Origin of the sequence: Aestuariimicrobium sp. G57 (assembly GCF_050110855.1) — a bacterium.
Taxonomy (GTDB): Bacteria; Actinomycetota; Actinomycetes; order Propionibacteriales; family Propionibacteriaceae; genus Aestuariimicrobium.
In genome coordinates, this window is the sequence record NZ_JBNINW010000006.1 from 71,033 (window position 1) to 85,408 (window position 14,376).

13 protein-coding genes are annotated in these 14,376 nt (G+C 67.0%); 11 read left to right on the forward strand and 2 right to left on the reverse strand.

What is annotated here, in order from left to right:
* The first annotated feature begins 137 nt into the window (after positions 1 to 137).
* From ACQCX5_RS13095 to ACQCX5_RS13125, 7 genes are all read left to right on the forward strand, one after another.
* The gene (locus ACQCX5_RS13095; protein ID WP_434542483.1) at positions 138 to 1,994 is read left to right on the forward strand and encodes an aminotransferase class I/II-fold pyridoxal phosphate-dependent enzyme; all 1,857 of its coding nucleotides are present in this window, start codon (positions 138 to 140) and stop codon (positions 1,992 to 1,994) included.
* Positions 1,987 to 2,589, forward strand: coding sequence for a sugar transferase (locus tag ACQCX5_RS13100; protein ID WP_434542484.1), 603 nt, complete (start codon positions 1,987 to 1,989; stop codon positions 2,587 to 2,589). Before ACQCX5_RS13095 ends, ACQCX5_RS13100 begins: the two co-directional genes overlap by 8 nt.
* On the forward strand, positions 2,586 to 3,236 hold the full coding sequence (locus ACQCX5_RS13105) for an acetyltransferase (RefSeq protein ID WP_434542485.1): 651 nt from the start codon (positions 2,586 to 2,588) through the stop codon (positions 3,234 to 3,236). The genes ACQCX5_RS13100 and ACQCX5_RS13105 overlap by 4 nt, the downstream gene beginning before the upstream one ends.
* Positions 3,237 to 3,262: 26 nt before the next feature.
* Positions 3,263 to 4,411 (forward strand): glycosyltransferase family 4 protein, encoded by a 1,149-nt coding sequence (locus ACQCX5_RS13110; protein WP_434542486.1) that lies wholly within the window; start codon positions 3,263 to 3,265, stop codon positions 4,409 to 4,411.
* A gap of 2 nt (positions 4,412 to 4,413) precedes the next feature.
* Complete coding sequence (locus ACQCX5_RS13115; RefSeq protein ID WP_434542487.1) at positions 4,414 to 5,229, forward strand: glycosyltransferase family 2 protein; 816 nt, start codon at positions 4,414 to 4,416, stop codon at positions 5,227 to 5,229.
* 70 nt (positions 5,230 to 5,299) lie between these two features.
* Positions 5,300 to 6,313 (forward strand): polysaccharide pyruvyl transferase family protein, encoded by a 1,014-nt coding sequence (locus ACQCX5_RS13120; RefSeq protein WP_434542488.1) that lies wholly within the window; start codon positions 5,300 to 5,302, stop codon positions 6,311 to 6,313.
* Positions 6,310 to 7,575: a lipopolysaccharide biosynthesis protein gene (locus ACQCX5_RS13125; RefSeq protein WP_434542489.1), complete on the forward strand. Its 1,266-nt coding sequence runs from the start codon at positions 6,310 to 6,312 to the stop codon at positions 7,573 to 7,575. Before ACQCX5_RS13120 ends, ACQCX5_RS13125 begins: the two co-directional genes overlap by 4 nt.
* On the opposite strand, the gene ACQCX5_RS13130 is transcribed toward ACQCX5_RS13125, so the two are convergent.
* Together ACQCX5_RS13130 and ACQCX5_RS13135 are read right to left on the reverse strand one after the other, a co-directional pair.
* Positions 7,567 to 8,904 (reverse strand): O-antigen ligase family protein, encoded by a 1,338-nt coding sequence (locus ACQCX5_RS13130; protein WP_434542490.1) that lies wholly within the window; start codon positions 8,902 to 8,904, stop codon positions 7,567 to 7,569. The genes ACQCX5_RS13125 and ACQCX5_RS13130 overlap by 9 nt on opposite strands.
* A gap of 103 nt (positions 8,905 to 9,007) precedes the next feature.
* Positions 9,008 to 11,473, reverse strand: coding sequence for an Ig-like domain repeat protein (locus tag ACQCX5_RS13135; RefSeq protein ID WP_434542491.1), 2,466 nt, complete (start codon positions 11,471 to 11,473; stop codon positions 9,008 to 9,010).
* A 263-nt stretch (positions 11,474 to 11,736) separates the two neighbouring features.
* On the opposite strand from ACQCX5_RS13135, the gene rplU reads away from it, so the two are divergent.
* From rplU to ACQCX5_RS13155, 4 genes are all read left to right on the forward strand, one after another.
* Complete coding sequence (gene rplU, locus ACQCX5_RS13140; protein WP_434542492.1) at positions 11,737 to 12,045, forward strand: 50S ribosomal protein L21; 309 nt, start codon at positions 11,737 to 11,739, stop codon at positions 12,043 to 12,045.
* Between the two features lie 11 nt (positions 12,046 to 12,056).
* Positions 12,057 to 12,317 carry a 50S ribosomal protein L27 gene (rpmA, locus tag ACQCX5_RS13145; RefSeq protein WP_434542493.1) on the forward strand — a complete coding sequence of 87 codons (261 nt, stop codon included), beginning with the start codon at positions 12,057 to 12,059 and terminating at the stop codon, positions 12,315 to 12,317.
* A gap of 138 nt (positions 12,318 to 12,455) precedes the next feature.
* The gene (locus ACQCX5_RS13150) at positions 12,456 to 13,526 is read left to right on the forward strand and encodes a hypothetical protein (protein ID WP_434542494.1); all 1,071 of its coding nucleotides are present in this window, start codon (positions 12,456 to 12,458) and stop codon (positions 13,524 to 13,526) included.
* On the forward strand, positions 13,526 to 14,341 hold the full coding sequence (locus ACQCX5_RS13155; RefSeq protein WP_434542495.1) for a hypothetical protein: 816 nt from the start codon (positions 13,526 to 13,528) through the stop codon (positions 14,339 to 14,341). The genes ACQCX5_RS13150 and ACQCX5_RS13155 overlap by 1 nt, the downstream gene beginning before the upstream one ends.
* Positions 14,342 to 14,376 lie beyond the last annotated feature (35 nt).

Consider the following 14,376-nt stretch of genomic DNA (forward strand, 5'->3'; position numbering starts at 1 on the left):
TCATTGTGTATCAGGTTGACGCGCGTCGCAAAAGGGCGTTTTTCGCACTGCTCGACATTGCCTCCTGGCCCGTCGCGACCTTGTTCTTTGCTGCGGCTCGATATGATTTTCAGCTCAGTGCTGTCCAGTGGACCGGAGTGGTCTTCTACCCGGTCGTGGCCGTGGTGTTGCATGTCTGCATTGCGTGGTGGCTGCGGCTCTACCGGGGCCGGGCCCGCATCGGGTCGTTCCAGGAGGCATCGTTGCTGGCGCTGGTCGTGGCTGGGATCGGCTTCGTCTGCGCCGTGATCTTCCTCGGCTTCGTGCCCCTGTTCCCACGGGGTGTGGCGTTCACGGTGCCACTGGGTGCGCTCGCGCTGATGGGCTTCTACCGTGTGCTGCAGCGGCAGCAGTCCATGCGCCTGCACCACTCGGTCGCCAGCGGCAAGGAACGGGTGCTCATCTACGGCGCCGGCAATGCGGGCGGCAACATCGGGCAGTTGCTGCTGTTCGACCCCGAGACGCCTTATGACATCGTCGGGTACATCGACGACGACCCCGACAACCGCAACCTGCGCCTCGCGGCGGGTCGGGTCCTGGGTGCGCGGGAAGATGTACCGCGACTGGCCGCCGCGATGGGCGTGCACACAGTACTCGTGGCGATCCCCAGCGCTTCGCCTGCATTCATTGATGGCGTCACCCGCGAGTTCGAGGCGCACCAGATCAACACCGTCGTCATGCCCACCCTGCAACAGCTGGCTGCTGGCCGGGTCTCGATCGAAGAACTACAGGAAGCCGAACTCGCCGACCTGATGGGTGGCGGCCCCGCACCTGCCGAAGCCGCCGTGGCTGCCCCGCCCAATGAGCGCATCTTCCTGTCCTCACCCGATGTGGGCGAGGCCGAGGAGGCCGCGATCGTCCGCGCCGTCCGCTCCGGATGGGTGGCGCCACTGGGGCCGGAGCTCGACGCCTTTGAGGCAGAACTGGCCGAGTACACCGGACGCCGGCACTGTGTGGCGCTGTCGTCCGGCACCGCGGCCCTGCACATGGGTCTGGTCACCCTCGGCATCAAGCCCGGTGACCTGGTGCTCACCTCGACGATGACGTTCGCGGCGACGGCCAACGCGATCATGTACACCGGTGCCGAGCCGGTGTTCGTCGGCAGTGACGATGCCGGGAACATGGACCCTGACCAGCTCGAGCAGGCCTTCAAGACCCTGTCGGCTGAAGGCCGTGAAGTCAGCGCCGTCATGCCCGTCGACCTGCTCGGCAAGGTCGTCGACCACGAGCGCATCGGCGCGATCGCCGACGCCTACGGGGTGCCGGTGATTTCTGACGCCGCGGAATCGCTGGGTGCCATCCGCAATGGCCGGTCGTCCGCAGCCTTCGGTGAGATGGCTGCAGTGTCGTTCAATGGCAACAAGATCATGACGACGTCAGGCGGCGGTGCCCTGCTCACCGACGACCCGGGCGTTGCCACCCACGTGCGCTACCTCGCGAGCCAGGCACGCCAGCCTGTGGTGCACTACGAGCACACCGACATCGGCTACAACTACCGCATGTCGAACCAGCTCGCTGCGCTGGGTCGCGCCCAGCTGGCCCGGTTGCCCGAGATGATCGAGCGCCGCCGGTTGCTGCGCCTGCACTACCGTGACCTGTTCGCCGGTGTGCCCGGTGTCAGCATCTTTGGTGAGCCCTCGGGCGCCGATGGGGGAGACACCCAGGACAACTTCTGGTTGACCTCGGTGCTCGTCGACCCCGAGTTGGCGGGCTTCACCTCAGAAGACCTGCGTCTGGCGCTGCTGGCCGAGCAGATTGAATCGCGTCCGCTGTGGAAGCCGATGCACCTGCAGCCTGTGTACTCCGAGATGCGCAGCTTCGTCGATGCCACCGGCGAGCGGCTGTTCCGCACCGGTCTGTCACTGCCCAGCGGATCGGTGCTGAAGCAGCCGCAGATCGACCGGATCGACGCTGCCGTCAACAGTTTCCTTGCCAAGGCGTCGGTCCATGCGTGAACGCCGTCCCTACGACACCCCCAAGCGTCTGCTGGACATCGCTGCGAGTGCCGTGGGCCTCGTCGTCAGCGCCCCCGTGCAGCTGGTCACGGCCGCAGTGGTGCTGGCTGCGCACGGTCGCCCGGTGCTCTTCCGTCAGGAACGCCCGGGACGTGACGGTGAGATCTTCGAACTGGTGAAGTTCCGCACGATGCGCCACCCCGACCCGACCCACCAGACCGACGCCCAGCGGCTCACGGGGGTCGGCAGGTTTCTGCGGGCCACCAGCCTGGACGAACTGCCAACCCTGGTGAACGTGCTCAAGGGCGACATGAGCCTTGTCGGCCCGCGGCCCTTGCTGGTGCGCTACCTCGACCGCTACACCCCCGAGCAGGCCCGCCGCCACGAGGTGCGTCCGGGCATCACCGGGCTGGCGCAGGCCTCTGGGCGCAATGGGTTGAGCTGGGAACAGAAGTTCGCCCTGGACGTCGAGTACGTCGATGCACGTTCGCTCGCGCTCGACCTGAAGATCCTCGCCATGACGGTGGGGTCAGTGCTCAAGCGCGAGGGCATCTCGCAGCAGGGCGAGGCGACGATGAGTGAGTTCCTCGGATGAGTGGTGCGCAGCAGGTCGTGGTGGTCGGCGCGTCCGGCTTCGGCCGCGAATCCCTTGATGTGCTCGAGGCGATGGTCTCGTCCGGGGCGCACCTCGAGGTTCTCGGTGTGGTGGACGACGCGCCGTCCGCGACCAATCTCGACCGGCTCGCGGGGCGCGGTGTGCGCCACCTGGGCGGACTGGAAACGTGGATCGCGACGGCCGCGGCCGACGTGCAGTATGTGCTGGGCATCGGCAGCCCGGCCGTGCGTGCGCGGTTGGTGGCGCGGCTGGACGAGGCAGGTCGTGAGGCCTTCACCGCCGTGCATCCCAGCGCGACGTTCGGGGCAGGCAGCGAGCCGAGTCAGGGCAGCGTGGTCTGCGCGGGGGCCGCCGTCTCGACGAATGTGCGTTTCGGTCGGCATGTGCACGTGAACCCGAACGTGACCATCGGCCACGACAGCGAACTCGCCGACTTCGTGTCGCTCAACCCGGGATCAATCATCTCGGGGGAGTGCCTCATCGACGAGCAGACGCTGGTGGGTGCGGGCGCGGTGGTGCTGCAGCAATTGCACGTGGGGCCGCGGTGCATCATCGGCGCCTGCGCGTGCGTCACCAGGGCAGTGCCCGCGGACAGCATCGCAGTGGGGGTGCCGGCACGGTGGTGAACGGGGCGAGACCCAGGAAGGTGACGTTGATTGTCACAGCCGAGGTCACCGCGGTGACATTCCTCAAGGGGTACGTGCGCCACCTGGGTCTGCATGGCTGGGATGTCCAGGTCTTCGCGCGGTCGACCGGGCGCCTCGAGCCCTGGGCTGAGGCCGAGGGTGCAAGAGGGCGCTCGGTGGACTTCGAACGTGAACCCGCACCCTGGGCCGACGTCAAGGCCCTCGCCCAGACGCTGTACCTGCTGGCGAAGGACAGGCCCGACGTGGTCGTCACTGCGACGCCCAAGGCGGGTCTGCTCGGTACCGTCGCGGCGGTCATCGCCCGCGTGCCGGTGCGGATCTACCAGGTCTGGGGCTTGCGGCTCGAGACGGAGACCGGTCTGAAGAGGCGGGTGCTCGCCGCCCTCGAGCGGGTGGCCGTCATGGCCTCGACCCAGGTGGTGGCCAACAGTGCGAGCCTTGCCGAGGAACTCGCGAGCGAGGGCCTCGTGGGGCGTCGACCCGTACGGGTGCTCGGGGCGGGTAGTTCGCACGGGGTGGATGTCATGCACTTCGCCCCCTCGAGCGGTGGCCCCCCGGACGACCGGACGCGCCGCTTCCTGGCATTGCAGCCGGATGACCTGGCGATCGTCTTCATCGGGCGCCTGGCGATTGACAAGGGCATCGACACCCTGGTGCAGGCGCTGGGGATGTGTCGTGATCGTGGACGCCGGGTGCGGGCATTGATCGTGGGCCCAGTCGAGAATGTCGACGTCGGCAGCCTGGTGCCTGATGCGGTCAGCGACCTCGTGCATCTTGTGGGCTCTGCGACCGATGTGCGGCCCTACATCGCCGCCGCCGACGTGCTGTGTCTGCCGACGTTGCGCGAGGGCTTCCCGAATGTGGTGCTGGAGGCAGCCAGCATGGGCGTCCCCGCCATCGTCTCTGACGCCACCGGGGCGGTGGACTCTGTGGTGGCTGGCGCGACAGGGCAGGTGTTCCCCGTGCGCGATGCCGCTGCTCTTGCTGACGCCATCGAGCGGTACATCGACGACCCCGAGCAGGTCCGACGGCATGGTGAGGCTGCCAGGGAACGCGCTGTGAACGACTTCGAACAGTCGCGGATCTGGGACCTGCAACTCGACAACATCGAGCAGCAGTGGGCCCGATCCCGTGGTGCGGGAAGGAGCCGGTGACCATGCACACCGCTGACGTGAGCGTGGTCATCCCGTTCTTCAACTCATCGTCCACCCTCGCGCGGGCGCTGGACTCCGTTGCTGCCCAGACCCTGCCCGTCCGGGAGGTGGTCGTCGTCGACGACTGCTCCACGGAGGCCGAGGCTCGTGCTGCGGCAGGCATCGTCGCCCGGATGAGCAACGCGCGGCTGGTGTCGATGCCCCGGAACGGTGGACCGGGAGAGGCACGCAATGCCGGCTGGCAGGCTGCCGAAGGGCACTGGGTCGCCTTCCTGGACAGCGACGACGCGTGGCATCCCCGCAAGGTCGAGGCACAGCTGCGGGCGGCTGACGCACTGCGTGACGACAAGCCAGTACTGATTGCGTCGCAGTGCGGGCTGGGGTACCAGGCCTGGGCCGCGGCTGGGGTCTCATTGGCGGACCGCACGCCTGCGACGCGCCTCACCAAACGCGGCTTCCTGCTGCGCAACCAGGTGCCGACGTCGTCGGTGATGGTGGCCCGAGACCTGCCCCACCGGTTCCCTGCCGCGCGTCGGTACAGCGAGGACTGGGAGCTGTGGCTCTCGATCGCGGCGCTGGGGCGACCGATGCTGAGGGTGGAATTCCCCTACTGCATCCAGTTCAAGGCCGTCTACGGCGAGTCAGGACTGTCTGGCGCAGTGTGGAAGATGATCCGGGGCGAGTACCGGGCGCTGTGGGCAGAGCGCCGAGCAGGCCGGTTGAGCCTGGCCGAGCTGGGCCTGGGGCTGGCGAGCCTCACGGTGCGTGTGGGCATCCGACTCGCTCGGCTCGGCCTGCGCCGGGCGCGCGTGAGCTGAGGGATTGACGAGCTGATGGATTGCCGAGCTGATGGATTGCCGAGCTGATGGATTGTCGGGGAAGGACAGCATGACCAAGCGGGTGCAGGCCGTGGGGTACTACGGCTGGGGGAACTTCGGCGACGAGCTGTTCCGAAGGACAGTGCAGCTGAGGAGCGACCTGCTGTGGGGCCGGCAGGCCACGGTTCGTTCTTTTGTGGCCCCCGGCCAGGCACTGCGCACCAGTGCGGGCGCGCTCGGCTCGCTGGTGCGCACCGGCGAGATGGTGGCAGGTGGACTGTGGAGTGACACCATCGCCCTGTGTGGGGGTTCGGTCCTGGAAGACGTGCGGGGGACCCAGAAGTGGCGCGACCGGTTGTTCGGCCAGTCCCGAAGCATTGAGGCGCTGGGCGTCTCCCTCGGTCCGTGGCGAACCGACGAGGCGCGAGCCCGGTCCATTGAGTACGTCCGCAAGATGGACCGAGTCGTGGTCCGTGACCGTGCCTCGGCGGACAGAATCGGTGCAGGTGTCATCCTCGGCACGGACCTCGCGGCGCTGCACCCGATGCCATCCCGACCCGCCGAGCACCGCCGATACCTGACGATCTGCCTGTCCAATGACTCCGGTGCGACCTCGGCGCAGTTGGTGGCGATGCTTCGTCCCATGCTGTCGGCGGTGGCGGTGCCGGTGAAGATCCTGGCACTCAATGTGCATCCCCGTCGCGGCGACCTCGCGCTGTCGCACGCCGTCAGGGACGGGCTGTCCGGTCTCGGTCTTGACATGACGGTCGAGGCCTTCGAGTCAGTCGACCAGACGATCGACATCATCGCGGGCTCCGCAGCGGTGTGGTCCCAGCGGCTGCATGGGATCATCGTGGCCTACCTGTGCCACGTGCCCTTCCTGGCGTTCGGGCATCATGCGAAGATCAGCGATTTTGCGCAGGACGTGGGTCTTGACGAGGTGCGCCTGATTCGCGAACTCGTCCCCGGCGACGCCGTGGTCGCGGCTGGACGAAGCACACTGTCGGGCTCGGCAGGGTGGGCACTGTCGCCGCAGGACTACATCGAGTTCGGGCAGCAGGCCTACACCAGCGCGACGGCATGAGGCTGCGCATCTGCGGGGCTGGTCGACTTGGTTCGCTGCTCGCCAGCGCCGGGACGTTCGCCGTCGCCATCTCTCAGTGGTACCTCGTGTGGCTGTTTGCGCGGGCCGTGGGCGGGGCCGAGGCGGTGGGCGAGTACTCGGCACTGCTGGCCATTGCCACGCCGGTGTTCGTCGTCGGCCAGTGGGGATTGCGAACCCTTTACCTGACACTGCAGCGTCGCGTGCCCTGGGGCGTCTACCTGGCCATGAGGTTGGCCGGGGCCGGCTTGGCAGCGGTCACAGTCCTGGCGATCGTCGCGTTCATGGCATCCGGCCGTGCCAGCCTCGAAGTGGGCATCTGGCTGGTCATCCTGAAAGTGGCCAACGCGCTCGCTGACCTGTTGTACGGACGCATCCAGCGCGGTGGCGAACTCGGGCTGTTGGGCCTGGTGACGTTGGGCAACGCGGCAGCCACCTGCGTGCTGGCGACCGTGGCCGTGGTGGCCACCGGCTCCATGGCCGCGGGGGTGGCGGCGTCCGCGCTGGCCTCGGCCATTGCGTGTGCTGCGGCGTGGTGGTGGGGACGACGTGTGGACGGGCAGGCGCAGGCGCGTTCGGCGACCCCGGCAGGCGTGGACTGGATGTACCTGTTGCGGCAGGGGCTGCCGGTGACGATGTCGCAAGGACTCGCGGCGCTGGGCACCTACCTGCCCGTGCTGCTGCTCTCGCTGGTGGCCGGCCGGCAGACGGTGGGGGTGTTCACGACTGCCAGTTACCTGTTGACGGCGGTGAACCTGCTCGGTGCCGCACTCCAGACCATCCAGGTCACGCACTTTCGAACCCTCACCCAGGCTGACGGGGTGCTGGCCCTGGCTGCCCGGACTGCGCGTCTCTCGAAATGGAGTGTCCTGCTGGGCGCGGCCGGTGTCCTTGTGGTGGTGGCATGTGGGTCGTGGGTGCTCGGCCTCGTCTTCGGCCACGAGTTCCGCGTGGGCCGCTGGGAACTGTTGGTGTTGGCAATCGGCGCGGTGGCGGTCGTGCCGAGTTACGTCTTCAGCACTGCGCTGTCGGTGCTGAACAGGTATCGCGAGCAGTCCCGCGCCTATGCCGTGGCCATCGTGGGTTCGGCTGGCGTCGGTGGTGCGCTGCTGGCACTCGGGGTGCCGCCGCTGATGTCTGCTTTCGCGATGACCGGGGCGCTCAACGCGATTCGGCTGGGTGCAATGGTGGGGTTCTTCCGCAGTCGGTGCCGGGCGGAATCGTCGCAGCCGGTGTCAGCTTGAGGCTGCCGTGGCCGGCAGCTTTTCGACAGCGGGCTGCGGATCCGGGGCGGGAACGGCTGCCTGGTGTTCAGCGGTGAGATCTCGCACCTGGAGCGCTGCCAGCATCCCGAGCACGAGCCAGAAGAGTCGGGCATTGTTGAGTGAGATCGCCAGTGAACCGGCGAACAGTACCAGCAGCACGGACTTGCTGGTGGCAGCGAGGGCAATGATGCCGGCTGCGGACGACCGGGGTTTTCTCGTCATCAGGTAGATCACCCATGCGAAGAAGATGGCGGTGAGGACGAGCCCCCATTCGGCGGCAAGCTGCAGGTAGGTGTTGTGGGCGATCGCTTCGGTCCCGGTCAGGGCAGCGAGCACGTGGCTGTAGGAGCCGAGTCCGACACCCACCAGGGGGGACGTCGCAATAAGGGTGAGGGCGCCCTGCCACGAGGCGTCCCTGTCGGAGCCGCTCTGCTCGAGTGCTGAGCCGAAGTCAGTCAGCAGCGGCACGAGCCTGTTGAGGGCCGGGATGGTCTCGAACGTTTGGGCGAGGCTCTGGGCCCATGGTCCGTTCCAGGCGACGATGAGCAGGCACAGGGCGACGACCAGGGTTGCCATCAGACCCAGGGCCGACAGTTGCGTGCGGCGCCCTTGTCGGGGCGTGCGCCACCTGAACAGTGCCCGGCTCATCGCGAAGAGGATCAGGACGACCAGTCCCGTTTTCGACCCGGACAACAGGATGGCGCCGGCCAGTACCGGGTAGGCGACGAGTCTGGTTCTGGTCTTGATTTCCTCGTCATGGGCGATGGCGGCAAGGCCGCAGATCGCCAGGATGGCGAAGTAGTTCGGATCATTCATCAGTCCCCGGAACCTGACCCCTGCGTAGTACATGCTGCCGGTTCCGGGCAGGGGGGTGATGAGCGAGACGACCCCGACCGCAGAGACGAGCGTGGCGCCGAGCGCGAAGTACCTCAGGATCCGTTGGCCATTGCCTGTGCGCGCCAGGTGGGCCCCGAGTATGAAGTACCCGAAGCATGTCAATAGCTTCACGAACGAGGCCAGGACTGACGATGCCGGGACCCCCGAGGGCGCCCACATGGGCGTCAGCAGGATGGTGGTGAGCAACGTGGTGCTGCTCACGAGCAGGAAGAACAGCAGCGGTGTCGTGGGGACACGCAGTTGCTTGGCTGTCGCCGCAGAGAGCAGAAGCAACAGCATCAGGGGGTCCGCGAGGGACAGGTTGACGCCCCCGATGACGCCTGACTGGTTCAGGAAGATCCCGGTCAGGGCAAGCAGTACGACGGTGAGTTGGAGCGTCGACCGGTGCTTGCTCTTCGCGGCGGGAATCATCGCGTCTCGGCGTTCATTTGGTAACGGCATTTCTGGGTGAGGGGTGCGTAGGAATTGCGGGGGACAAGTGCGAACCTGTCGTCCCGCCAAATCCTAGCGGCCCTCACCCCATCAACCCGTAATCCCCGAACCCGCTGCCGATCCGGCGTGCATACGACCACTGGCCATTGGGCAGGTTGTGGTAGGCCCAGACGGTGCCGTCGGAACGGCGACCGATGAGGTCCGCACGCCCGTCCAGGTTCAGGTCACCCGCCGAGAACGCCCCCGTGAAGGTGTACCAGCCCCGTCCGACAGGGACGCCCCAGCCGAGGCGTCCTCCCGGTTCGCCGCGGTAGGACCACAGCGTGCCGTCCTGGCGGATGGCAAGCAGGTCGGCGTAGCCATCGCTTCCCTTGTCGCCGACGCCGATCAGCTGCACCATGCCGTTCCAGTGCTGGCCGATCTGCACGCCATTCTTCAGCCCGGACGCAGTGAACTCGTACCGCCACAGGCTGCCATCGGCGGCGCGTCGGGCCAGCAGGTACTGGGTGGTGCCGCCGCCGAGGTTGCCCACGGGAACGATCTTGTCCATGCCGTTCCAGTTCCAGCCGATCTGGTGGCTCTTGGACACGTAGCCATTGCCCCCGGAGACGAACGTGAACAGGTTTCCGTAGATGTCCCTGGCGATCACGTCAGGCTGGCGATCGCCATTGAGGTCCTTGACCTGCGCGATGTAGGTCATGTCCTGCAGGTTGGTGCCCCGGGGGCCGACGTGGCGCAGCCCGCCGGTGGGCGAACCCGCAAAGAACTGGGTGACCCCGAAGCGGTCCACGGCGTAGACGTCAGCCACCCGGTCGCCGGTTGAGTCCCCGATCACGTTGGTCGAGGGGGCCGCGGGCAGCATCTGGACGACGGTCTGCACCACCTTGGGTGATGTGCTTCCGGCGACCGCGGCATTGCCGTGGTAACTCGCCGTCACCGGATGGTTCCCCGCCCCGACCCACGTGACATCCAGTTGGCAGCGGCCGCCCGTGAGCTCGCAGGTGCCCAGCGCTGTCGGGCCTGACAGGAAGCTCACTCGACCGGTCGCTGTGGTGGGGGAGACGACCGCGATATAGCTCGCCTTGCCGTACTTGTGCACGGGATTGATGCCGACCTTGAGGTCAACGCTGCTGCTGGCTTTCGGCGCCACGGTGTGGGTCACCGTTTGCGAGGCCGAAGCGGGGAAGCGAGCGTCACCGCTGTAACTGGCGGTGAGCGTGCGCGAACCCACCGGCAGCGCGCTCGTGGTGAGCTGGCACCAGCCGTCGCTCACGGTGCAAGACCCGATCGTCGTCGTTCCCTCCCGGAATGTGATGGTGCCCGTCGCCTGGCGCGGTGTCACCCGCCCGGTCAGGGTGATCGGCGAAGCGCTGAAGCTCCTGGGTGAGCTCACGGTGAGGGCGGTGGTCGTCCAGAGCTGGCCGACCGAGAACTGGCCGAGTTCAATGAAGTTGCCACTATTGCCCAGGGTGTCCGAGGTTTGCCAGACATTGGCGGTCCAGAGGCCGGGTGCGGCGCCCTGGGGGATCGTGATGGTGCGGGTCCACGTGCCGTCCGTGGTGGTGCCGCTGGCAAGGGTCATCGGGCCGAGGCCGACTTGCCGGACGTTCGAGCCGATGTTGTTGAGTTCCACCGTTGGTGTCTTGACGCCGCTGGGGTCGCTGAGGCGAATGGTGACCGTGACGTCGTGTGGGCCGTCCGCCGGGTCGATCGCCGTCGGGCTGACCGATGAGGAGTGCACCCGCGGGGAGGTGGAATCCACGACGGTGCTGCGCACGGTGAGTGTGGCGAGCAGTGTGTAGAACCGTGTGCTGTTGCCCAGGCCGTCGATGAGCGGGTCCATCATGGCCTCCCATTCCCCCGGGGCGGCGCCCTGGGGGACGGCGAATGCGACCTGCCAGACGCCATCGGCGGGGGTGCCGCTGACGAGGGTCCTGCTGACATGCGTCAGCCTCTGGAATGTGGTCGGGTGGTTCAGTCTGACGGTGGGGGCCGTCCCGCTGGGGTCGCTGACGTGGGCGGTGACGGTGACCGTGCCGGGACCGCTGGTCACGTCAAGCGCCTGCGGCTGCACGGACGACGAGACCAACTGTGGGGCGCTGAAGTCGCCGGGGCCTGGGGACTGCACGGTGAACCTGCCCACGGCGTGGGCGGTCTTGGTGCTGTTGCCCAGGACGTCGGCCAGCGGGCGCACGATCGCGGTCCATGCGCCGGGGGCCGCGCCCTGCGGCAGGGTGAAGGTATAGGTCCAGGTGCCGTCGGCGGCGGTTCCGCCGGCGAGGGTCATGCGGCCAACGCCCGTGGTCTGGGTGGTGGTGTCGCTGGCGAGCCTGACGCCCGGCACCTGCACACCGCTGGGGTCGCTGGTGCGCACGGTGACAGTCACCTCGCCGGGGCCGCTGGTCAGGTCGAGGATTGCGGGGCTGATGGACGAGGACAGCAGCTCAGGGGCAGACGTGTCGACCGCAGCCGCCGCGGCTCTGGGCGCGGCAGGCAGCAGCAGGGCAACTGCGCAGATCGCAGCCATCAGGGGACGAAAATGACGCATGTGGTGACCATCCGTTCCAACGTGGCTCCTCAGCGAACCACCGCTGTCGGTAACATATCGCCACGTCACGCACGATTGACGTCTGGTCTGGGTTCAAGCGTCATGGCCTGCCCCGGTTTGACCCACCCCCGCCCCCACACGTAGAGTTGTCCCTCGGTGTTCCCGCACCCCCTGTGTGGGTTGGGAACGAGGGGCTCTCCCGTGACTGTGTCAGGGACGTGGCCACGACATCATGAGTTTCTGTCCAGAGGAAGAGTGGTCACGTGTACGCAATCGTGCGCAGCGGCGGACGCCAGCACAAGGTTGCCGTCGGCGATGTTCTCGAGATCGACAAGGTCGATGGCGAGGTCGGCAGCTCCGTCACCCTGCAGCCCCTGCTGCTGGTCGACGGCGAATCGGTGACGTCGGCCGCCGACGACCTGAACAAGGTCTCCGTGACCGCCGAGGTGCTGGCTGAGACCAAGGGTCCCAAGATCCGCATCCTGAAGTACAAGAACAAGACCGGCTACAAGAAGCGCCAGGGTCACCGCCAGCGGTACACCCAGGTCAAGGTCACCGGGATCGAAGGCTGAGGAGCTGAACCATGGCACACAAGAAGGGCGCATCGTCGTCCAAGAACGGTCGTGACTCGAACTCGCAGCGCCTTGGCGTGAAGCGCTTCGGCGGCGAGCTCGTCAACGCGGGCGAGATCATCGTTCGCCAGCGCGGCACCCACTTCCACCCTGGCGACGGCGTCGGCCGCGGCGGCGACGACACCCTGTTCGCGCTGCGCGAGGGCAACGTCCAGTTCGGCACCCGCCGTGGACGCCGTGTGGTGAACGTGAACCCGGTCGAGGTCGCCTGAACCAGGCACTGACCAACGCAGCACAGCTGCAGCAGATCTGAAACGGCGGGCCGCTCCATGTGGAGCGGCCCGCCGTTGTTTGAGCGGGGGCCATGATCGTCGTTGCTTCCATGTGTTTAGAGAAGTAAACTGTTTCGCGTGACGCGAAACACGATATCTGGAGAAACATCGCCTTATGGCGCTCTTGTCAAGGCAGTGTTGCGCCGGGTCGAGTCCCTGCTGCCGGCGTCCTGGCGGCTTCACCTCCAACAGGATGGCCTCTCTACTACGGGCATCGATGGCGTGGTGACCCTCGCGGGGCCCACTGGCGATGCCGCGGAGTTCGCCGTCCAGGCGAAGAGAGGCGGCCTGCCCGTGGGGGTCGTCCTGTCCCTGCTGGCGCGTTCCAGTGCTGGTCGGCCTTTGCTGTTCGTGTCGGACTACCTGGGCCCTGCCCTGCGCGATGCCCTCGACCTGGCGGGAGTCAGCTATGCGGATGCCACAGGGTGGGTCCGCATCGTGTCCGATGAGCCGCTCATCCTGCTCACGGGACAGGGGGCGTCGAAATCTCCACGTGCAGGCAGAGGCTCGTCCCTTGTCAGGCTCAACGGTCCGGCGACGGGCCGGATCATCCGGGCGTTGTGCGAGGTGAGCACCCCGGTCGGGGTGCGTGAGCTCGCCGGGGTTGCTGGGGTGTCGCCCGGGTCCGTGTCGAAACTCGTGCCAACGCTTGTCGCAGAAAGCGTGGTTGATCGTTCCCCGCACGGCGACGTCACGGCAGTGCGGCGCAGGGCACTCATCGAGCGATGGGTCAGGGACTACTCGTTCGAGAAGACGAATCAGGACGTCGGTTGGTTCATCCACCCACGGGGGCTCGACCGGGCGCTGGAGCGCCTCGAACGGCTGGCGATGCCCACAACCCTTACGGGTTCCGCTGCTGCCCGACAGTTGCTGCCTGAAGGAGTCACTTCCGTGGCGCCCATGCAGCTGGTGGCCGTCTACGCCCAGGACCCTGATGCCCTGGTGAGCGCATTGGGTCTTGTCGAGGTGGACCCCGCGTCGGCGAATTTTGTCGTAGGCATCCCGCAGGATGTCGATGTGCTCAACAAAGAGATAGCGCCGCCGGCGCTCGTCATCGCTGACCTGATGACCTTGCCTGGCCGGGGCGACGCAGAAGCGGAACAGTTGATGGACGCGCTGGCGCGCGGAGACGCCGCCTGGGGGTCGTGATGAACGTCAGTCCCGAGTATGTCAGCGCTCGTCGGGTGCTGCTCGATGCCCTTGACGCACTCGAGCCGCACCTCGACAATCTGGTACTGGTCGGCGCGCAGGCGGTTTACCACCACACAGGCAGCCAGAATCTACGCGTAGCCCCCTACACGACGGACGCCGACCTCGCTGTGGACACCCGTTCGCTTGGGGATGTGCCGGAGATCGGGGGAGCGCTTCGGGACGCAGGCTTCATTGCCGGGCAACACCCCGGGCATTGGGTGAACGCCGGCGAGGTGGCTGTCGATCTGATGGTGGTGCCACATCAGTCAGGCACCCCCAAAGCAGGCGCACGTGCGGCGCGAATAGCGCGGCATGACAAGGCGGTGGCACGGATCACGGACGGCTTGGAGCCTGCGCTGGTGGACAACGAGCGCGTCACGATCTCATCGCTTGCGCCGGGCGACAAGCGAATGTTCGGGCTTCGTGTCGCGGGGCCCGCGGCACTGCTCACCGCAAAGGCCATCAAGATTGGCGAACGGCTCGAACTGGCCGACAGGCAGCCTGACCGGCTGAAGCAGAAGGATGCGCTGGATGCCTTTCGGCTTTTCCAGGCTATTGACACAGACGTGCTGGTGTCCGGGATAGTGCGGCATGAGGCCGAACCCCACGCCGCTGCCTCGACTCGCCGAGCCCTCGCCACCTATCGGGAACACGCATCATCACCGAACGGCAAGATCGCCCAGCTTGCGTCTGCTGCAGCCCTCGGCGATCCCACGGTTGCCCCTTCCTTCGCTGCGCTCGTCCGCGAACTGCTGACGTCGCTGCGGCACTAGACTGAGTCGACGCTGAAACTGAGCGCCACCCACCA